11 protein-coding genes and 2 pseudogenes are annotated in these 20,650 nt (G+C 63.3%); 10 read left to right on the top strand and 3 right to left on the bottom strand.

Annotation, left to right across the window (positions count from 1 at the left end; translation table 11 throughout):
* Nucleotides 1–46 precede the first annotated feature (46 nt).
* Complete coding sequence (locus ABIF91_RS17195; protein WP_424579275.1) at nucleotides 47–364, bottom strand: hypothetical protein; 318 nt, start codon at nucleotides 362–364, stop codon at nucleotides 47–49.
* A 422-nt stretch (nucleotides 365–786) separates the two neighbouring features.
* Between ABIF91_RS17195 and rpsT the strand changes: the two genes are divergently transcribed.
* From rpsT to gyrB, 7 genes and pseudogenes are all read left to right on the top strand, one after another.
* Nucleotides 787–1,053: a 30S ribosomal protein S20 gene (gene rpsT / locus ABIF91_RS17190; RefSeq protein ID WP_028178125.1), complete on the top strand. Its 267-nt coding sequence runs from the start codon at nucleotides 787–789 to the stop codon at nucleotides 1,051–1,053.
* Nucleotides 1,054–2,260: 1,207 nt separating this feature from the next.
* Entirely contained in the window at nucleotides 2,261–3,670 is a 1,410-nt protein-coding gene (gene dnaA / locus ABIF91_RS17185) for a chromosomal replication initiator protein DnaA (RefSeq protein ID WP_028178124.1), read from the top strand.
* Nucleotides 3,671–4,048: 378 nt separating this feature from the next.
* Nucleotides 4,049–5,167: a DNA polymerase III subunit beta gene (dnaN, locus tag ABIF91_RS17180; RefSeq protein WP_424579274.1), complete on the top strand. Its 1,119-nt coding sequence runs from the start codon at nucleotides 4,049–4,051 to the stop codon at nucleotides 5,165–5,167.
* 127 nt (nucleotides 5,168–5,294) lie between these two features.
* Nucleotides 5,295–6,431 carry a DNA replication/repair protein RecF gene (gene recF / locus ABIF91_RS17175; RefSeq protein WP_028178122.1) on the top strand — a complete coding sequence of 379 codons (1,137 nt, stop codon included), beginning with the start codon at nucleotides 5,295–5,297 and terminating at the stop codon, nucleotides 6,429–6,431.
* 108 nt (nucleotides 6,432–6,539) lie between these two features.
* Nucleotides 6,540–7,283, top strand: a complete 744-nt coding sequence (locus tag ABIF91_RS17170) for a hypothetical protein (RefSeq protein WP_028178121.1) — start codon at nucleotides 6,540–6,542, stop codon at nucleotides 7,281–7,283.
* Between the two features lie 147 nt (nucleotides 7,284–7,430).
* Nucleotides 7,431–9,581: pseudogene (locus tag ABIF91_RS17165) on the top strand (hypothetical protein).
* Nucleotides 9,582–9,920: 339 nt separating this feature from the next.
* Entirely contained in the window at nucleotides 9,921–12,356 is a 2,436-nt protein-coding gene (gyrB, locus tag ABIF91_RS17160; RefSeq protein WP_028178120.1) for a DNA topoisomerase (ATP-hydrolyzing) subunit B, read from the top strand.
* Nucleotides 12,357–12,582: 226 nt separating this feature from the next.
* Here gyrB and ABIF91_RS17155 read toward each other — a convergent pair whose 3' ends face one another.
* Nucleotides 12,583–13,344, bottom strand: coding sequence for an SDR family NAD(P)-dependent oxidoreductase (locus tag ABIF91_RS17155; RefSeq protein WP_424579273.1), 762 nt, complete (start codon nucleotides 13,342–13,344; stop codon nucleotides 12,583–12,585).
* A gap of 143 nt (nucleotides 13,345–13,487) precedes the next feature.
* Complete coding sequence (locus ABIF91_RS17150; RefSeq protein WP_424579272.1) at nucleotides 13,488–16,349, bottom strand: ATP-binding protein; 2,862 nt, start codon at nucleotides 16,347–16,349, stop codon at nucleotides 13,488–13,490.
* Nucleotides 16,350–16,699: 350 nt separating this feature from the next.
* Between ABIF91_RS17150 and ABIF91_RS17145 the strand changes: the two genes are divergently transcribed.
* The 3 genes and pseudogenes from ABIF91_RS17145 to ABIF91_RS17135 all read left to right on the top strand — a co-directional run bounded on the left by ABIF91_RS17145 (nucleotide 16,700) and on the right by ABIF91_RS17135 (nucleotide 20,564).
* Entirely contained in the window at nucleotides 16,700–17,641 is a 942-nt protein-coding gene (locus tag ABIF91_RS17145; protein ID WP_080659896.1) for an AraC family transcriptional regulator, read from the top strand.
* 189 nt (nucleotides 17,642–17,830) lie between these two features.
* Nucleotides 17,831–18,997 (top strand): HlyD family secretion protein, encoded by a 1,167-nt coding sequence (locus tag ABIF91_RS17140; protein ID WP_080659895.1) that lies wholly within the window; start codon nucleotides 17,831–17,833, stop codon nucleotides 18,995–18,997.
* Nucleotides 18,994–20,564, top strand: a pseudogene (locus ABIF91_RS17135) (MDR family MFS transporter). Before ABIF91_RS17140 ends, ABIF91_RS17135 begins: the two are co-directional and overlap by 4 nt.
* Nucleotides 20,565–20,650 lie beyond the last annotated feature (86 nt).

Below are 20,650 nucleotides of genomic sequence, written 5' to 3'. Positions count from 1 at the left end.
TCGGAATGGCCTGTGCGCAACCCAGCAGCGCGGCGGGAAGTGAAGATCAATCCCGGGAATAGCCGATCAACGGCTTGCGCGGGCGGAACAGGATCATCAGGAGAATGCCCAGAATGCCGAGCACGGCGAAGACCGGCTGATCCAGCACGAGGCGGATCACCGAGGTCCAGAGCCAGGGGGCCTTGGTCTCGACCCAGGTGCGGAACGCCGCCTGGCTGGCCTGATTGATGTCGTTCCAGAACTGGCCGAACCGGGTGAACCTGAGGGTCTGGTCGGCGACCCAGCGGGCGCCGTCATAGACCATGAAGATGAACCCGCCGGCGAGCAGCAACAGCCCAATCAGTCGGAAAAAGCCGCGGATCATGCCTCACCTACGATGGTCGTCCGATCGGACGACCTCTTGGAACGTTGCCAGCCAATAGCCGGACGACGGCAGAAATTCAACCTCTTCAGGGCGTTACGGCTCCATTCAGGCCGTCAAAGGCCGGATTTCCGGCTCCCGAAAGCGTTGACGGTGCCAAAGACCCTCTCTATAAGGGCGCCAATTGGCGGTGGGCGCAATCCTGCCGCCGCTGTTCTTTGAGCAGTTGCAGGCACCTTGAGCTTGAAGCCACTCTCGAGCTTGAAGACTCTTTGGAGCCTCAGAGACAGCCGCAAGGCCGTCGCTCATGTTCCAGGAACGGCCCAGCAACCGAACACCCTAAATCCGAGCGTCGATTACGCGGTCAAGCAAGCCGGCGCTACCCGACCAAGACGCGACCGGTACCCGCAAAGGACATTGAGACCATGGCCAATACCACTTCCGCCAAGAAAGCGACGCGCAAGATCGCCCGCCGCACAGCCGTCAACAAATCGCGCCGCACCCAGATGCGCGGCGCCGTGCGCACCGTCGAGGAAGCCATCAAGACCGGCGATCGCGCCGCTGCCGTCAAGGCACTCGCGAGTGCCGAGCCCGCTCTGATGCGCGCCGCCCAGCGCAACATCATTCACAAGAACAACGCCAGCCGCAAAGTCTCGCGCCTCACCGCGCAGATCGCCAAGCTCGCGAAGTAATCTCGCGACATCATCTGATCGGTCGATCCGGTCAGCGCGTCAAACAGCCCGGCATCGCGCCGGGCTTTTTTGTTGACTGTCATATTCACGCAAGCGGTCAAGCGAAGTTCGATCGTGGACGCACCGTCTGCGTTATCTTGCCGACGACGTGCAACGGCGGAAGCTTCACCGCGTTGCAAAAATCCCTGCGCCGCGGGCTCGAATTGAATTGGCGGCGGACGAGAGTTCTGCACACCGTAGATTCACTGGACCAAGTGCGCCGTGGAGTTACCCTGCAAAACGAGTCTCGAAAAGCGATGCACCAATAATCACTTATCAACATAGCAGCGACAAGCATTTGGAAAATTCGCTCGCACGTCGGGCGCGTGACGAATTTGTTAAAAAATTTTGGCGGTGGCCGAAAATTGTCACACGCCGCGCGACATTCTCGATTCTGTGCACGGATTCAAAAACTTGCTTCGGAGCCTGTGAACAACCCGCGCGCGGCGTTAACCGAGGTCAAGTTTTTTGACGCCTCAAGTGTGAATCAATTTCGTTGCGAGTCTTTCCGCTTAGTGTATTCCTTAAGTCGTCAGCGGCGCCCACGATCTTCAGACCAGTGCGGTTTAGGAAACGGGGCGAACGTGCAAATCGGCGGCGGTGTGCACGTAGGCGACGCTTCAACAAGCGATGTCGGTTCAAAACCCATAGCAATATGGGAATGGTAGCTGTTTGTCTGAATGTCTCCAAGCGGGATCTTCCCGCTAGCGCCCGGCGCAATATGAGAGACATCGCAATGCTATCCCGGCACGCAAGGTGGCGAAGTCGAGCGGACGACCAGTACATTGGGCAGGCATCCGCGACAGGAGTACGGCGCGGTTGTCTTCAGGACACGCAGGACCTTGTCGTGAGTGATCACGGCAGGACGGGGAGGTATCATGTCTTACGGACTCAACGCGGTATTGAAGCACGTTTCCTATTCCAACGATGCCGTTCCAGCTCCGTCGGATATCCAGCCTCCCGCGTGTGACGGAGCGCCGAGTACGCGCTGACCTCGCGACCCTTCCATCCCCAGACATCGCTGATCTGACTTGCGGCGTCCGCGCCGAACGGTCGAGCATTGCCTGACGATGGACTCGCTTGAGGTCGCGCCACTGCAGGGACCGTGGCAGGAACCCTGCATGGCGCTCACAACGCAACTATATCTCTCGAGAGAAGTTTTCTGACGATGACAATGGAACAGGATCGCTGGTCACGCGTGAAGGGTCGGCTGCGCTCTAGCGTTGGCGAGGACGTTTACACGAGCTGGTTTGCACGCATGGATCTGGAAGGCGTGCAGGACGAGAGCGTGCGGCTCTCGGTGCCGACGCGTTTCCTGAAGAGTTGGATCCAGGCCCACTATGCCGAGCGCGTGCTGTCGTGCTGGCAGGCCGAGATGCCGGAGGTGCATCGCATCGATCTCACCGTTCGCTCCGCTGTGCGCCCGGTGGTGCAAACGAAGGAAGCGCCCGCGCCGGTCGAGGCGCGCCGCGCGCCGTCGCCGGAGCTGCGCTCGACCGCGACCGCGCCGGTCTCGGCCAGTCACGACGCGCTCGGCGGCTCGCCGCTCGATCCGCGCCTGACCTTCGCGAGCTTCGTCGTCGGCCGCTCCAACACGCTGGCGCACGCGGCCGCGCGCCAGGTCGCCGAAGGTCGCCGCGGCGCCCCCGTGATGTTCAACCCGCTCTACATCCATGCCGGCGTCGGCCTCGGCAAGACGCACCTGCTCCAGGCGGTAACCTGGGCCGGCAATTCCGGCAACGAGCGCAAGGTGCTTTATCTCACCGCTGAAAAATTCATGTACGGCTTCGTCGCCGCGCTGAAGACGCAGACGGCGCTGGCCTTCAAGGAAGCGCTGCGCGGCATCGACGTGCTCGTGATCGACGATCTGCAGTTCCTGCAGGGCAAGTCGACGCAGGCCGAATTCTGCCACACGCTGAACGCGCTGATCGACGCCGGCCGCCAGGTCGTGATCGCTGCCGACCGTCCGCCGTCCGACCTCGAAAGCCTCGATGACCGCGTGCGCTCGCGTCTCGCAGGCGGGCTCGTGGTCGAGATGGGCTCGCTCGGCGAGGAGCTGCGCCACGGCATCCTCAAGTCGCGCGTCGCAGCTGCCCGCGCCCATCATGCGACGTTCGAAGTGCCCGAGGAGGTGCTGCACTATCTGGCGCGCACCATCACTCATAACGGGCGCGACCTCGAAGGCGCGATCAACCGTCTGCTCGCGCATTCCAAGCTCAACAACCGGCCGGTGACGCTGGAAATGGCGGAGCACGAGGTGCGCGACCTGGTCCGGCCGCAGGAGCCGAAGCGGATCAAGATCGAGGACATCCAGCGCGTGGTGGCGCGGCAGTACAATGTCAGCCGCTCCGACCTGTTGTCCTCGCGCCGCACCGCCAACGTGGTCCGCCCGCGCCAGGTGGCGATGTATCTCGCCAAGACGCTGACCTTGCGCTCGCTGCCCGAGATCGGCCGCCGCTTCGGCGGACGCGACCACACCACCGTGCTGCACGCGGTGCGCAAGATCGAGGCGCTGGTCTCCAAGGACACCGCGCTGTCGGAAGAGGTCGAGTCGCTGAAGCGCCAGCTCCAGGAGTAAGGGCCTACTTCTTTGGCCTCTCCCCGCCTGCGGCAGGTCAATCGTCGCGGAGGCTCGCGCACACCGGCGGCCCCACAACAGCGTCATGGCCGGGCTTGTCCCGGCCATCCACGCCTTTCCCTGCGGCACCAAGAACGTGGATGCCCGGGACAAGCCCGGGCATGACGGCTCGATACGGCCGAAACTGCCTGTAAATCGTGGGGAACTGCCTCCGATCCCTTGAATCCGGGGGCCATCCGAGCCACCTTGCGCGACCCTGAAGGCTTTGATCATATCGGCTGGATCCGGCTTCTCGGGGTCTTCGGTGCCGTGGCGCGCGTCCCGCCGCCCGGCCGTCTCAACGCTGTGTTTTTCCTTGGGGATCGGGCGAGTAGTGCAATGAAGGTTACGGTCGAACGCGCGCAACTCCTGAAGTCGCTGGGCCATGTCCACCGCGTGGTCGAGCGCCGCAACACCATTCCCATCCTCGGCAACGTGCTGGTTCGCGCCGAGAACGCGAAATTATCGCTGAAGGCGACCGACCTCGACCTCGAGGTGACGGAGACGCTGCCGGCGGAAACCGCGACTGCCGGTTCCACCACCGTGCCGGCGCACATGTTCTACGACATCGTGCGCAAGCTGCCCGATGGCTCGCAGATCGTGCTGGAAGCCGACGGCGACCGCGCCGTGCTGGCGATCCGCGCCGGCCGCTCGCGCTTCACGCTGCAGACGCTGCCGGAGAACGATTTCCCGGATCTGGCCGCAGGCGACATGTCGCACTCGTTCTCGCTCGCCGCCAAGGACGTCAAGCGGCTGATCGACCGCACCCAGTTCGCGATCTCCACCGAGGAGACGCGCTACTACCTCAACGGCATCTATCTGCACGCCGCCGGCACGCCGAAGGCCGCCACCCTGCGCGGCGTCGCCACCGACGGCCACCGCCTCGCCCAGCTCGATCTGGTGCAGCCCAAGGGCGCCGAGGGCATGCCCGGCGTGATCGTGCCGCGCAAGACCGTCGGCGAGGTGCAGCGCCTGATCGAGGATACCGACGCCGAGATGACGATCGAGCTGTCGCAGGCCAAGATCCGCTTCACCATCGGCAACGTCGTGCTGACCTCGAAGCTGATCGACGGCACCTTTCCGGATTACGGCCGCGTCATCCCGCAGAACAACGACAAGGAGCTCGTCGTCGACAAGAAGGATTTCGAGAATGCGGTCGATCGCGTCTCCACGATCTCCAGCGAGCGCGGGCGGGCGGTCAAGCTGTCGCTGTCGCCGGGCAAGCTGGTGCTGTCGGTGACCAACCCGGATTCCGGCAGCGCGACCGAAGAGCTCGAGGTCGAATACGCCTCCGACGCCCTCGATGTCGGCTTCAACTCCCGCTACCTGCTCGACATCGCCGCCCAGATCGAAGGCGACGTCGCGACCTTGAGGCTCGCCGACCCCGGCTCGCCCACCCTGGTGCAGGACCGTGACGACAAGAGCGCCCTGTACGTGCTGATGCCGATGCGGGTGTGAGACCTACCAACATCCCGACCTATCAACTACATCCGTCATGGCCGGGCTTGTCCCGGCCATCCACGTCTTCGGAGTCCAAGAACGTGGATGCCCGGCACGAGGCCGGGCATGACGAAAAGCGGATCCCATGACCCCCTCCCGCATTCATCGCCTGACGCTGACGCATTTTCGCAATTATCGGGCGGCGGGGCTCGAGACGGCGGCTGACATGGTGGCGCTGGTCGGGCCGAACGGGGCAGGCAAGACCAATTGCATCGAGGCGATCTCGTTCCTGTCGCCGGGGCGGGGTCTAAGGCGCGCGACGCTGGAAGACGTTGCCGACAACCAGGGCGACGGCTCCTGGGCCGTGTCCGCGCAGGTCGAGGGCGCGCTGGGGCTTGCGACGCTCGGCACCGGCAGCGACGCGCCGCGCGCTGACAGCTCCGTCAGCCGGCGCTGCCGCATCGACCGCGAGCCGGTGGGTTCTGCCAGCGCCTTCGGCGACCACATCCGCATGGTGTGGCTGACGCCGGCGATGGACGGGCTGTTCATGGGCGCAGCCTCCGAACGGCGGCGCTTCTTCGATCGCCTGGTGCTCGCGATCGACAGCGAGCATTCCAGCCGGATCAACGCACTCGAACGCTCGCTGCGCTCGCGCAACCGCCTGCTGGAGACGCGCAATTACGACGACCATTGGTGTGACGCGATCGAGCGCGAGACGGCGGAGCTCGCGGTCGCGGTGGCGGCAACGCGCGGCCAGACCGCGGCAAGGCTCACCGGCATGCTCAACGCGCGCGCGCAGGCTTCCGCCTTCCCCTCGGCGCAGATCGCACTCGACGGCTGGATGGAGAACGCGCTGCTGACGGAGACCGCGACCTCGGTCGAGGATCGCTACCGCCAGATCCTGCGCGACAACCGCCCGCGCGACGCGATTGCCGGCCGCACCACCGACGGTCCCCATCTCACCGATCTGCAGGTCGTCTATGCGCCCAAGAGCATGCCGGCGCGCGATGCCTCCACCGGCGAGCAGAAGGCGCTCCTGATCGGCCTCGTGCTCGCGCATGCGACGTTGGTCGCCGAGATGACCGGCATCGTGCCGCTGCTGCTGCTCGACGAGGTGGTCTCGCATCTCGATCCGAACCGCCGTACGGCGCTGTTCGAGGAACTGAAGAAGCTCGGCGCGCAGGTGTGGCTGACCGGCGCGGATCCTGCGGCGTTCGCCGAGATCGGCGCGGGCGGCGAGGTCTTTGACGTCGAGAGCGGACGAGTCTCGGCGCGAAGGTAGGCCGCCACATTGAACCCGCCCGTTTCCATCAGCGACTAGCTGCTTGTGGCTGCCAGGGGCGGCCATCGGCGCAGGATTTCAGACGCGCGATTTCCTTGGAGCATGAGCATGGCGACGGTGGGGCGTGGGGCGCAAGCTCCGGCACGATGGCAGCTTGTTGCGTGCGGTCTCGCTCTCTTCGCGAGCTGCCTGCTCGCGGCCAGCGCCGGCGCCTTCGTGTCGAATCTGCCGCCGCTGTTCTCGGCCGCGCTCACGCTCGATCCCGCTGCCAGGCTGCCTGCACCGACCCGCTACAGCTATAGGGGGATCCACACCACCGTGATGCCCGGCCTCGAAGAGCCGCTCCGGACCCGGCTCGAAGCCCGCGTGCCCGCAGCGCTCGACGACGTCCTCGCCTTCTATCGAACCGAGCTTCGAAAGCTCGGTTGGCAGGAACGGCAGGATGGCGCGGTGGTCACCGCCGATCACGCGCGCCTCGCCTTCGTCTCCCCGATCGGGCCGGCAACGCTGGAGCTCGATCGCAACGGCGGCAGCACCGCGGTGTATCTCGTGCAGAAGAATTCCGATGTCGCGACCCGGGCGAACGTCCTGCCCGAGCCCGGCCGGGCGAAGCTGGTGTTCAGCAACATCGGCGAGAACGAAGCCGTGCTCGAGATCAGCGAGCGGACCATCCCGCGCCCCGCCGGCGCCAATGCCGTCGCGCTGGACCTCGTGCCCGGCAAATACCCCTACGCACTGAGCGTGCCGGGCCGTCCGGCCACCACGAACGTGCTCACCGTCACGGCTGGCGATACCTGGGAGCTCACGGTCGGGCGCGACGGAGCGGCGTGGCCGCCGCTCCAGCTGTATTGAGCCCTGCCTGCGCGCACCGCGCAGCTCCTGCGCCGCCTGTTGAACCTGGCCGGTTCCTGCAGCGACTTCTCGTCGAGGCCGCGCCGATGGTGCCGCAGCCTGCAATTGCGCGGACTTGAAGCCGCGCCCAAATCCGGAGCTTTGACGATGCCGATGATCCGGCGCGGGGCGCAAGCCCCGGCAAGATGGCTGCTGCTTGCCTGCGGCATTCTCGCGATGGCGAGCGCCCACATCCCGCGAGCGCGGCCGACGAAGGCATCGTCGACGTCCATACCTTGCCGCGGCTGGACGGCGCGGTGGAGGATAGCTCGCGCCCGGACACCTATCGTGTGACGTACACCGTGCCGACCGGGGTTGCCGCCACGTCGGAAGCGGCGAAGAAGCTGCTGAGCGCGGACGGCTGGGTGCCCTATGTGTATCCGCTGGACGAGAAGAGCTCCACGCTGACCTTCAAGAAGGGACGGCAGGGGCTCCGCGCCTCCTTCACGCAGGCCCGCGGCCAGTCCGCCGTGTCCTACACGCCGAACCGGATCTATTCCAACGTGCCGTTTCCGGACGGCGCGACCGAACTCGTGTTCGACGAGACCCGGCCCTATCTCGGCTGCATCGCGCCCGGCGCGCTCGATGCGACCTCGGCCTTCTTCGCCAAGGAGATGGCGGCGATGGGCTGGCGCAAGCTCACGCCCGAGACCGCGGCGCGCTGGCCGAACGCCGATCTCGCCGAGACCGTCCCGAACGGCATGCGCGTCTTCTACGACCATCCCGATGGCGACACGACGCAGTTCTACAAGCAGAAGCCGGTCATGCTGACCCTGACGCGCCGCGACGACGGAAGGACCAATGTCGAGATCCGGGTGGCGCCGTTCGCGCTGCCGGAGGCGCTTCAGGCTGACGACGACATGGCCGGCCTGCCGCGCCCCAAGCCGACCAAATCTGCAAGGGGCCTCGGCGGTGCAAGCTCCAACAAGCGCGAGATCTCGGCGGCCGCGATGGCCGAGCTGCCTGCCGTGCTCGCCTTCTATCGTCGCGAGCTCGCCGCACGTGGCTGGCAGGAGGATGGCAGCGCGCCCCTCGCACCCGGCGACGAGGTCGCGATCCAGATTTCCTCGGCGGAGGAAACCGCCGTGCTGCGGCTCGGCCGCAAATACGATTTCACCATGATCAGCCTGACCGCGCAGGTAAAGGAATCCGCGCTTGCCGCCCGCGCCAGGGCGAAGAAGGAGGCCGACGAAAAATTCCTTGGCGATGCGTTGGGCGCGGCCCAGCAGCTCATTGCCGCTGATGAGGCCAGGCGCAAGGCGCAAGCGGCTTCCCTGTCCGATGCGCCGCTCAATGCGCGCGCCGACAGCAAGACGCCGGTGCCGCTGCCCGAGACCGCCGAGGGGGTGACGTTCGAGGGTAGCGACGGCCGGCTCGAATTCTCGTCCACGTCGACCGTGAAGGCGCTCAGCACGTTCTACCGCACGACGCTGAAGAGCTCGGGCTGGAAGGAGCAGCCCTCCGTCATCAACCAGCCCAACATGGCGGTGATGACGTTCTCCAGGGGCGGCAAGTCGATCTCGATGACCGTGATGCAGATGGGTCCGAAGGTGAATGTCCGCGCCAATGGATCGGGCCTGGTGACGGAAGCGGCCAAGCCTGCCTCCGGCGCGGAGGTGGAGGTGCAGGCCAAATCATCCGAGCCGCTCAAGCTCGATCCCGACTCCCAACTGCCCGTGCCGACACAGCGTTCGCTAAAATCGTTCGCCACCACAAAGATGCCGGGCAACGAGGCGCCGTTCCGCCGCGAGCTGACGGCCAGCATCCCGGCACCGCTCGGCGACGTCCTCGCCTTCTACCGTGCGGAGCTGTCCAGGGCTGGCAGGAGAAGAGCGACGGCGCGACTGTGTCCGCAGAACGCGCGCAGATCGACTTCACCTCGCCACAAGGCCCGGCCGTGCTCAAGCTCGGCCGCGCCAAGGGCGAGACCACGGTCAATCTGGCGCAGAAGAATTCGGAGCCGCAGCCAAGGCCGACATCATGCCGAAGGCGGGACAGGCAAGGCTCGTGCTCGGAAACATGGGATCCAGCGAAGCCTCGCTGACGATCAACAAGCAGACGGTGAAGATCGCGGCCGGCGCAGGGGGCCCGCAATCGCCGAAAGGCCCGATGCTCGACCTGCCGCCCGGCAAGTACCAGTACGCGCTACGCCTGTCCGGACGCCCGGCCCGCACCGAAGCGCTGACCGTTGCCGCCGGCGAGGCCTGGGGCCTCCTGGTGGGGCCAGTCGGAGACGTGCTGCCGCTTCAGATGTACTGAGGCTACACCAAGCCGGTGCGCTCCTCTCCCGCTGGCAGGCTTGCGGGAGAGGTGCCCCGAGCCGGTGGCCCGACCGACTTCACCAAGACCCGGAACCACCGTTCCCGACCCGCAAAATCCACGTCTTGCAAGACCCGGAACGAGCCCTCGAATCGCGCTTTTTGCAGTGCCGGAAATCGCACTTCAAAAGCCTTGAAAATCGGCCTAAAAACCCCATCTGTTCAAAGGGTTGCCGGGAGAGACTTTGCGCTAGGCGCAAGCGGCCTTTCGTGGCACAAATAGCCGTGTAAATCAGCGCCTTTTGCGCCGCTGATTCGGGCGACATCTCGAAGGCCTCTCATGACAGAACCTGCTCGGCAGCCTGCTGCCGAAAACGAGCCCTCCACCGCGAGCGAATACGGGGCGGAATCGATCCGCGTGCTCAAGGGTCTGGACGCCGTCCGCAAGCGCCCGGGCATGTATATCGGCGACACCGATGACGGCTCGGGCCTGCACCACATGGTCTACGAGGTCGTCGACAACGCGATCGACGAAGCACTCGCGGGCCATGCCACGCGGGTCGAAGTGATCCTCAATTCCGACAATTCCGTCACCGTGCGCGATGACGGCCGCGGCATTCCCGTCGACATCCACAAGGGCGAAGGCATCTCGGCGGCCGAGGTCATCATGACCCAGCTGCACGCCGGCGGTAAGTTCGACCAGAACTCCTACAAGGTCTCCGGCGGTCTGCACGGCGTCGGCGTCTCCGTCGTCAACGCGCTGTCGAGCAAACTCGGCCTGCGCATCTGGCGCGACAACAAGGAGCACTATATCGAGTTCGCCCATGGCGATGCCGTCGCACCGCTGAAGGTGGTCGGCGACGCGCCGGGCAGGCGCGGCACCGAGGTGACGTTCCTGGCCTCGACCGAGACGTTCAAGAACATCGAATACGATTTCGCCACGCTCGAGCACCGCCTGCGCGAACTCGCCTTCCTCAATTCCGGCGTCAACATCGTCCTCTCCGACATGCGTCATGCGGTCGAGAAGCGCGAGGAGATGCACTATTCCGGCGGCGTCGAGGAATTCGTCAAATATCTCGACCGCAACAAGAAGGCGATCGTGCCGGCACCGATCATGGTGCGCTCGGCAGCCAACGGCATCGGCGTCGAGGCCGCGTTGTGGTGGAACGACAGCTACCACGAGAACGTGCTGTGCTTCACCAACAACATCCCGCAGCGGGACGGCGGCACCCATCTCGCCGGCTTCCGCGGCGCGCTGACGCGCCAGGTCAACGGCTATGCCGAGGCCAACGCCAAGAAGGAAAAGATCGCGCTGACCGGCGATGACTGCCGCGAAGGTCTCACCGCCGTCCTGTCGGTGAAGGTGCCCGATCCGAAATTCTCGTCGCAGACCAAGGACAAGCTGGTGTCCTCGGAAGTGCGCCCCGTGGTCGAGAACGTCCTCAACGAGGCGCTCCAGGCCTGGTTCGAGGAGCACCCGGGCGAAGCCAAGATGATCGTCGGCAAGGTGATCCAGGCCGCGGCGGCGCGCGAAGCCGCGCGAAAGGCGCGCGAGCTGACCCGCAAGAGCCCGCTTTCCGTCTCCTCGCTGCCGGGCAAGCTCGCCGACTGCCAGGAAAAGGATCCGGCCAAGTCCGAACTCTTCATCGTCGAGGGCGACTCGGCAGGTGGCAGCGCCAAGCAGGGCCGCAACCGCGAATTCCAGGCGGTATTGCCTCTGCGCGGCAAGATCCTCAACGTCGAACGCGTGCGTCCCGACAAGATGCTCTCGTCGGAGCAGATCGGCACCTTGATCACCGCGCTCGGCACCGGCATCAGCGACGAATTCTCGATCGAGAAGCTGCGCTATCACAAGATCATCGTGATGACGGACGCCGACGTCGACGGCGCCCACATCCGCACGCTGCTGCTCACCTTCTTCTATCGCCAGATGCGCGAAATCATCGACGGCGGCTATCTCTATATCGCCCAGCCGCCGCTCTATAAGGTCAGCAGAGGCAAGTCCGAGCAGTACCTGAAGGACGAGCGGGCACTGGAAGACTATCTGATCGACACCGGCCTCGACGACTGCGTCTTCATTTCCGGCGCCGGCGGCGACCGCACCGGGCGCGACTTACGTTCGCTGGTCGACGACGCCCGCGTCGTCCGCAGCATCCTGCGCAACTTGCACAGCCGCTACAATCGCAAGGTGATCGAGCAGGCCGCGATCACCGGCGTGCTGAACAAGGCGATCTACGGCGATCCGGAGAAGGCTGCGGCGGCCGCGCAGTACATCGCGAGCCGGCTGGACAACCAGGCGGAGGAGGTCGAGCGCGGCTGGATCGGGCAATATGTGGAAGCCCAGGGCTTCCAGTTCGAGCGCACCGTGCGCGGCGTCAAGGAAGCCGCTGTCATCGACGCCGCTTTCCTGGGGTCCGCGGAGGCGCGCAAGCTCGACGAGTACACAGTGAAGCTTCAGGACGTCTATGCCCGCCCCGGCAAGCTCAGGCGCAAGGACGTCGAGCACATGGTCTACGGCCCGGTCGACCTGTTCGAGGCCGTCACCGACGCCGGCCGCAAGGGCATCACGCTGCAGCGCTACAAAGGTCTCGGCGAGATGAACCCGGAGCAGCTCTGGGAAACGACGCTGGACATCGATGCACGCTCGCTGCTCCAGGTGAAGGTCAAGGAGGTCGACGAGGCCGACGACATCTTCACCAAGCTGATGGGCGACGTGGTCGAGCCGCGCCGCGACTTCATCCAGGAACACTCGCTCAGCGCGACGATCGATATCTAAAGCGCGATGCGATTAGGATGAATCGTCATCGCGCTTTAGGTTGTTGTTTAAGCATGATCTTTTCGGAAAACCGCTGCGCACTTTTCCGGATCATGCTTTAGGGCCGGGATGGCTTTTGGCCAATAGCTCGGCCACGCAGCGGATGCTGCACGTTCCGACCTAGGTCGCGACGAGTTCGATGGCAGGCAACGGGCTCGACAGCATTCTTGGTGGGACGGCAAGGCTGCTAGATGGCCATCCCGCCCCAGACCTCGATGCACTGCGCGTTGATCCAACGGTTCTCATCGGACAGCAGAGAAGCGATCATTGGACCGATATCCTCCGGTACAACCGGCCGACCGAGCGCGGTCATGTTGCCGACCTGGGCATTCAGTTCGGGATTTTCCCAGACCATATCGTCACTGAAATCAGCTCCGATCGCCACGGGGACGACTGCGTTGACCGCTATGCCTCGAGCACCGAGTTCTTTTGCCTGGTATCGCGTCAGCACCTCGATCGCAGCCTTGAATGCACCGTACGGCCCGCTGCCGGGCACGATGATCCGGGCGAGCCCACTCGACATGTTGACGATACGGCCGCCGTCCTTGATGAGAGGCAGCAATTTTTGAGTGAGAAAGAACACTGCCTTGAAATTCACCTGGTAGATCGCATCGAGTTCTGCCTCGGTCGTGCTTTCCAACCTGCCATGATGCAAGATCCCGGCATTGTTGACGAGATAATCGAAACGGGTGGCGCCAAGAACTCCAAGTGCTTCGCGGAATTGCAGTACGAAACCGTCGAAGCTGCTCGCTTCCGCGAGATCAAGCTGCAAAGGAATGGCTCTCCGGCCGATCTCCTCAACGGCCGTCGCAACCGCATCGGCCTCAGCAAAAGCAGTTTTGAAGGTGAAGATGCTGTCAACACCTCGCCTTGCCAGACTGAGAACCGTACTCCGCCCGATGCCGCGGCTGCCGCCCGTCACGACGGCGATTCTCCGGTCCTGTTCCATCGCTGCTCCTGCGGTTGCTTTTTCAAGCGGTCTTGCGGAGAGGAGGAATATGGACCAGACTTGGACGCCCAAGGTGTTATGAACTGCAAGGAAATGAAAAGCCGCCGCGGCTCCCCTGACCGCTCATGCCGGATTCTTCCCGATCACGCCAAGCGCGCCAGAAGATCCGTTGCGTCCAGGAGATCCGATGAGCCGGAATCTTCCTCGTGAGCCGCCAGGACCGGCTCGAGGAGTGCGCGCGTCTCTGCTACCCGCCCATGCACGATCAATAGCCGGGCCAATGCGAGCGCAGCCCTCAACTCCCATGCCAACGCGCCTTGGCTCCTTGCGTAGTTGATCGACTCCCGCAGCAATGACTCTGCCTTGTCGTGCTGGGCATCCGCACTTCTCATGATTATTTGCGCTTGCGTGCGCAGCAGGCCGGGCATTGAAAACTTCTGACCCATTTTTTGTGCTGAAGAGATCGCCGTCTGGATCGTCGTTCGTGCCTCGACCAACCTTCCGCTCTGTGCCAATCCATCTGCCAGGGCCTGCGCGGCAGCGGACGTAAGCATGCGAAATTGTTCGCGGTACAGCAGATTCAAAGCCTGGCGCAATATTTCCACGCCGGCTGCAGGTTTTGCCGTCATCGTGAGCCACTCCCCCTTCAACGCCAGGGCAGCGGCTGCGAGCGCCTTGAGAGAGTGCTTTTCAGCCTGCACGATTGCGCGATCTATATGTTCGGCGCAAACTTCAGTTTCGCCATTCCAGAGCAGGATAGGGACAGCATGGACTACAGCCATGCAATAGTTGCTCGGCGGTGACAACCCTTCGGCCTCATGGAGAGCCGCCACAGCCAACCCGCACGCGCGCGTTGCCGCCCCTCTGAGCCAAAGCGATCGTGCCAACGCGAGTTCCGCGCGGAGGCGGTGATCGTAGCCGAACAAATTGAGGTCGAGGCGGCTATGGGTGGCCTCGAGCTCAAACCCCAGTTCGCAATGGGCGATGGCATCGGCTTGATGACCGGCAAGATGCAAGGCGGCCGCAAGCATCCATTCGGAGATGACCCGATCGCTGATCGATCCGCTCCGGTCGGCTACGGCTTTGCATCTCTCGGCGGCCGCCAGCCCGCCATCAAAGTCGCCAATCCTCGTCAGGAAGAGGTTGAGGCCGGCCAGAAGGCGAAGTTGCGCCAATCCTTGCTCGCCCGCTTCGTACAGGTCCAGCCCACGCTGGATTGCATCTTTCACCTCCTGCGTATTGCCCCACATATGCATGGAGGCGACAGCGAACGCCTCCAGCAAGCGCGCCTCCCGGTGCGACATCTCGCTCATATGCTGGATCGCGGTCAAGGCAAGGCGCGACCAGTGGCTGCAGTCCGCAAGCAGCCAAAGACCAAGAAACAAAGGCGCAGCATCGGCCGCCAATTCAATCCCGATCTTGCGATTCTCCTCGCTGGAGAAACTCCACTCGAGCGCCTTTCGTACATTCCCGAGGTGTGGTGCATGGCGCCCGATCTCGGCATACGCGCCGTGCTCGAGAGCAAGTGATTTGAACAAGGAAGCAAAGTAGCGAGCATGGCGACTGGCAATCGGCTCGACGTCTTCGGACTGGCTGAGCTTCGCCGCAGCATAGGCGCGCGTCGTATCGGGGAGGCGGTAATAGACCGCTTCATCGATCGGTCTTACCCAGACCAGAGACTTGTCGACCAGTCTCTCCAGAGTCGAAGCGATAGCTGCCCGGTCGCTCTCTTCTTCGCCCGCGACGGAGCAGGCCGCCTCCATTGTGAACAGACCGACGAAGGCGGACAGGCGCGAAAGCGTTCGCCTTTCGTCTTCTGCGAGCAGATCGTAACTCCAGTCGAGCATCGCTTGAAGCGTTCGATGTCGAGGAGAAACATTGCGTCTGATGGGTAATGCCATCTCCGCATTTTGCGCCAAGAGGCCTGCAACGCCACGGATCCCATAACTTCCGACGCGGCTGGCGGCCAGCTCTATCGCCAGCGCAATTCCGTCAGTCCGCCGGCATATGTCCGAAACGATCGGCGCATCGGCGTCAGTTAGATCCTCGGTGAATCCGCTGAACGCCGCCCTATCCATGAACAGACGCACGGCCGGCGTTGCCAAAGCATCCACCGCCGTCGGGGCTTCCTCCGCTGGATAAGCGAGCGGACCGAGCAGATGCACCGTCTCACCCTCGACATGCAACGGCTCCCTCGAGGTGGTCAGTAAATGGACGAAGGGGGCATCACGGAATAGCCGGTCTGCCAGGAGCGAGATCGGATCGAGGAGGTGCTCGCAACTGTCGAAGACAACCAGCATGCGCTTATCTGCAAGGAAGCTTGACAGTTCGGCGACGGGATCGGATCCCCCCAATGTGCAGCCAACCGCCGAAATCACGCTGCCAGGAACCAAGCCAGGCTCGAGCACCGCGCCAAAATCGACGAAGGCGACGTTCTCGTCGCCAAATTCGGCTCGCAACCGCGCGACCAAGGCAACCGCGACCGCCGTCTTGCCGATGCCGCCGGCGCCCACGATACTGACAAACCGTCGACTCGCGAGAAGCCTGCTTATACTGAGAACGACCTCGTCGCGGCCGACGAAAAGCCCGCGATGCGAAAGGAATTGACGACCCAGCCGGTCAGCCGAGTTGGAATCCGACGAGGACGCCAGGCTCGTGTGAGACCGCTTGATTGCGGCAACGAAACTGTATCCGCGGCCTGCGACGTTGACGATGTAGCGCGCATCATTCCGGCCATCGCCCAAAGCTCGGCGAAGCGTCGACATATGTACCCTCAGGCCCGCCTCGTCGGTCACAACACCATTCCACACCGACTCGAGGAGATCACGCTTGCTGACAACTTCACCCGCGCGATCGGTCAACGCGATCAGAATGTCCAGGCCGCGCGACCCAATTCGTACTGGATTTCCATCCTTGAGAAGCAAGCGACGCCTGCGATCGAGCTGGAAGTCGCCAAAGAGAATGATCGCGTCGGAACTCATCGACGCCCGAGTATTGCTCGACATCATCCCGCTTCACCTGAAGGCGCGTCTCCAACCTGAGCGGCTGGATGCAGTTACCGGCTTCGCAAATGTACGTGCGAACCGGGCTGCCGGGTAGCGCGTCTTCGCGTTCCATACTCTGGCGACCATCACGCGCGTTCCACTATCCATCGTCGCAAGTAACTGATCGAACTCGGATATCAGGGAAGACCGGTTCTACGTGAGCGACCTAGCGCCACGCCTGCGGCGGGCGGTCGCAGCATTCGATTTAGCGGAATCCAACATTTCTTAAGAGGAGCTAACGCGCCTTCCGAAGCAAGTGCAGGCTAAATCCACTCGGTATCGCAAGTACAAGCCAACAGAGGAGAGCCAGGATGCGCGACGACATGCATGCGGTCCCCCCCAAACACGGCCATCACCCCGCGTTGTGCGACAAGAGACATCCGCGAGGATATCCTTTGGAGGAGCGGGCGTGGCGCAGGCCGGAACAAAACGATGCGTCCCTGGCCCAGGACATCACCATTTCGCGCTGGCTCGATCTCCGAACCGCGTCTCGTACCGAGGAGGCGGTGACCCCCAATGATCGCTACTTCATTGGCGTGGCATTGAGGACGACACGCATCAAGTTGACGGGAGAGCAGCGAACAATCTTCGAGGGCGTCATGCCGGAAAGCACGCTGTATGTCAGCGCTCCCTCAAAACGGCTCGCCGCACGCTTCGATGCACCCTGCGACTTCCTGCATTTCCACGTCCCAGACTCATACTTTACAGATCGGCTACCAATTGCGCAGCGTCGCCCAACTCAGCATCTGAATGACCTTATTCTGCTTCGCGACATGTTCGCAGGACAGCTCACCCGCCCGCTGCTCGGACCCGGCGAACCGATCGACGACACGTTCGCCCGCTGCATCGGGCAAACGCTGGCGATGCGGCTCGCGCGCCTCGAATTTCCACGAACCAAGGTCGGCGCCCTGGCAAACTGGCGGCTTCGGCGCGTCCAAGACCACGTCAAACAGAATTTTCGTCGGTCGATAAGGCTTCCGGAGCTGGCTCGGGTTGCCGGACTTTCCCGTATGCATTTTGCCGCGCAGTTCCGGGCCGCGACGGGATACCGCCCCCACGAATATCTGCTGGCTCAACGGGTCGAACACGCGAAGACGCTGCTGAATACAGAGGCGCCTCTCGTCCAAATCGCGCTCGCGGTCGGATTTTGCACTCAGGCACATTTCTCGGCGGTGTTCAAAGAAATCACCGGTGACACCCCTGCTCATTGGCGAACGAGGTCGAGGAGCAGGGCCGCTTCCGGACCGGTGTAGCGCACTTCCGTACGACAGTGGAGAGCGACCAAAATGCCGAGCGCTCCGACCGCCGCCTCGCGTAATCCGGCTTGGCCGATATGCAGCGAACTCGCCATGCGATCTCGCAATAGGTTGCTCACCCGAGAAGACGCAATGCCGGCGTTCTGAACAATGATGCCTGGATCATCCTGAAAGGGCTCGGGAGCAATGACCTCCACCGCGACGAGCATTGAAACGGAGGGGCGCGTCTCGCCTCCCGGAGACGCTGCAACTGGGGCATCCGAACGTCTGGGCAGGGCGTCCACAGAGCGGGCGCGTCCGTTGCTGAGACACTTGGTGCCCGTGATACTGGCGATCGCGGCGGTTTGCGGCGGGACCTATACCGGTTGGAAGTATTGGGCGCATTGGCGCTTCGAAGCCGCCACAGACGATGCCTATGTGCAGGCCGATGTCGTTTCGATCGCACCACAGGTTGCGGGGAATATCGCATCCTTGTTCGTTGACGATAACCAGCACGTGAAGATCGGACAGGTCCTGGCCATCATCGACCAACGCGACTACGAGGCAGCTGTCGAACAGGCGGCCGCCGGCGTCGAGCAGGCCACCGCCGGGATCGCGACCATCGAGGCCGAGATCGCCCAGCAGCGGGCCGTGATCCGCCAAGTCGAGGCGACGATCGATGCGGACAAGGCACAGGAGCTGTTTGCGAAAGAGAACAGTCAACGTTACGGCAAGCTCGCAGACGACGGCTACGGCTCGGTCCAGGACGCACAGCAGGCGGCCTCGCAGATCGATACCGCGACGGCGGTCGTCGCCAAGGACAAGGCCGCGCTTGATGCCGCCAAAAAGCAGATCGAAACCCTGAATGCTCAACTGGCGCAGGCCAAGGCGACACTCAAGCGAAACGAAGCGGCATTGCAGCAGGCACGGATCAATCTCGGATACACCACGATCACCTCGCCGGTTGACGGCGTCGTCGGCGATCGCACGCTGCGGCTTGGCCAGTACGTTCAGCCAGGCACCCAGCTTCTCGCCATCGTCCCGCTCGCGAAGATCTACGTCGTGGCGAACTACAAGGAAACCCAACTGGCCGAGGTGCGCGCCGGGCAGCCCGTCGTCCTGGAGATCGACGCGTTTCCCGGGAAACGAGTTCGTGGCCGGGTCGACAGCTTGGCACCTGCCAGCGGACAGGAGTTCGCTCTGCTGCCGCCCGACAATGCCACCGGCAATTTCACGAAGATCGTTCAACGCATTCCGATCAAGATCGCCGTTGACTCGAGCGACCCGCTCGCCGGCAAGCTGCGTCCCGGCATGTCGGTGACTGCGACAATCGACACAAGGCGCGGCGCCACGCCTCAGGGATCGCAGCGATGAGCGGCGCGATCGATGATCGGGACACCGAGCGTGCGTCGCTGCGGACCTGGGTCGCCGTCTATGGCTGCATGCTCGGGGCGCTGATCGCCGTGCTGGACATCCAGATCGTCAATTCATCGCTTGCGGAAATCGAAGGAGGAATCGGCACCGGGGTCGACAACGGCGCGTGGATATCGACGTCTTACCTGATCGGCGAGATCATCATGATTCCGCTGACCGACTATCTCAGTCGCGTGTTCGGCTTCCGCCGATTCCTGCTGACCAACGTGACGCTCTTCCTGACTTTCTCGGTCAGCTGTGCCTTTGCCGACAGCCTCGGCACCATGATCGTCACCCGCGCGCTGCAGGGCTTCACGGGCGGCGTCATGATTCCGATGGCATTCACCATCCTGCTTACCAAGCTCCCTTCCGGACAACGCCCGATCGGGCTGGCGATATTCGCGGTCACAGCCACCTTCGGTCCGGCCATCGGGCCGACCATCGGGGGCTATCTCACCGAGCACTTCGGCTGGCAATACATCTTCTTCATCAATCTTATCCCCGGCTCCGTGATGCTCGCCTTGCTATTCCCGAGCCTCGACCACGCGCCGATGCAGCTGCACCTTCTCAAGGACGGCGACTGGTACGGCATTGGCTCGTTGGCAATAGGGCTTGCCTGCTTTCAGACCGTGCTCGACGAGGGTAACAAGGACGACTGGTTCGGCTCTCCCTACATCGCGCATCTCGCCATCGTCGCGGCCGTCATGTTGACGGCATTCGCGGTCATCGAGCTGAGAAGCGACAAGCCCGCCGTGCAGCTTCGCCTGCTTGCGAATCGCAATTTTGGCCTCGGTACACTTGCCAACACACTCGTCGGATTCGGCTTGTTCGGATCGGTCTATGTGTTGCCGGCCTATCTCGATTCGTCCAAGGCTATAATGCCGAACAGATCGGGCTTGTGCTCGCCTGGTCAGGCTTCCCGCAGCTCGTCATCATTCCCTTTGTCCCGCTCATCCTCAAGTACTTCGATGTGCGCGTGGTCGTCTGCGCCGGACTGATCGTGTTCGCAGCGAGCTGCGTCATGAATATCCATCTGAGCTTGAACGACTCCGGGCCGCAGTTGATGTTGACCAACCTGGTGCGCGCGGTCGGCCAGTCGCTCCTCGTCGCACCCTTATCAAGCATCGCGATGGCGCACATAAAGCAGGATGAATCGGCGGCGGCGTCTGGCCTGTTCAATATGCTTCGCAGTCTGGGCGGCGCTATTGGAACGGCCGCGCTGGCCACAGTCATCACGAAACGCGAGCAGTTCCACTTCAACATCATCGGACAAGCGGTGACGTCGTTCAATCCGATCGACCAGTCTTTCCTGACCCGGATGCAACAGTACTTCTTGCCCCATGGCGTGCCAGATCCGGCGCGCTCCTATCAGCAGGCCGAGATCCTGCTCGGCGAACTTGTCAAGCAACAGGCAACGATAATGGCCTATTCAGACGCGTTCTATTCGATAGCAGTCGTGTTACTAACCGCCGTGCTTGCCGTGGCGCTCACAAGATCGCCGATGAACAAGCGGGCTGCTGCCGGATGAGAAGCCCCCACAAGCGGGATAGGCGAACCCTCCTCGACGCAAAATCAAGCCAACCTCAAATCACACCCAATCCCATCGCATTCCGG

The organism is Bradyrhizobium sp. USDA 241 (assembly GCF_049739505.1).
In the GTDB taxonomy this organism is placed as follows: Bacteria; Pseudomonadota; Alphaproteobacteria; order Rhizobiales; family Xanthobacteraceae; genus Bradyrhizobium; species Bradyrhizobium liaoningense.
Note: the sequence above shows the minus strand (reverse complement) of the source record. Positions and strands in the feature narration are given on the sequence as shown.

What these genes read in the sequence shown, in the direction of transcription:
- ABIF91_RS17195 (WP_424579275.1), bottom strand. Translation starts at nt 364, where the DNA reads ATGATCCGCGGCTTTTTCCGACTGATTGGGCTGTTGCTGCTCGCCGGC.
- rpsT (WP_028178125.1), top strand. Translation starts at nt 787, where the DNA reads ATGGCCAATACCACTTCCGCCAAGAAAGCGACGCGCAAGATCGCCCGC.
- dnaA (WP_028178124.1), top strand. Translation starts at nt 2,261, where the DNA reads ATGACAATGGAACAGGATCGCTGGTCACGCGTGAAGGGTCGGCTGCGC.
- dnaN (WP_424579274.1), top strand. Translation starts at nt 4,049, where the DNA reads ATGAAGGTTACGGTCGAACGCGCGCAACTCCTGAAGTCGCTGGGCCAT.
- recF (WP_028178122.1), top strand. Translation starts at nt 5,295, where the DNA reads ATGACCCCCTCCCGCATTCATCGCCTGACGCTGACGCATTTTCGCAAT.
- ABIF91_RS17170 (WP_028178121.1), top strand. Translation starts at nt 6,540, where the DNA reads ATGGCGACGGTGGGGCGTGGGGCGCAAGCTCCGGCACGATGGCAGCTT.
- gyrB (WP_028178120.1), top strand. Translation starts at nt 9,921, where the DNA reads ATGACAGAACCTGCTCGGCAGCCTGCTGCCGAAAACGAGCCCTCCACC.
- ABIF91_RS17155 (WP_424579273.1), bottom strand. Translation starts at nt 13,344, where the DNA reads ATGGAACAGGACCGGAGAATCGCCGTCGTGACGGGCGGCAGCCGCGGC.
- ABIF91_RS17150 (WP_424579272.1), bottom strand. Translation starts at nt 16,349, where the DNA reads ATGTCGAGCAATACTCGGGCGTCGATGAGTTCCGACGCGATCATTCTC.
- ABIF91_RS17145 (WP_080659896.1), top strand. Translation starts at nt 16,700, where the DNA reads ATGCGCGACGACATGCATGCGGTCCCCCCCAAACACGGCCATCACCCC.
- ABIF91_RS17140 (WP_080659895.1), top strand. Translation starts at nt 17,831, where the DNA reads ATGACCTCCACCGCGACGAGCATTGAAACGGAGGGGCGCGTCTCGCCT.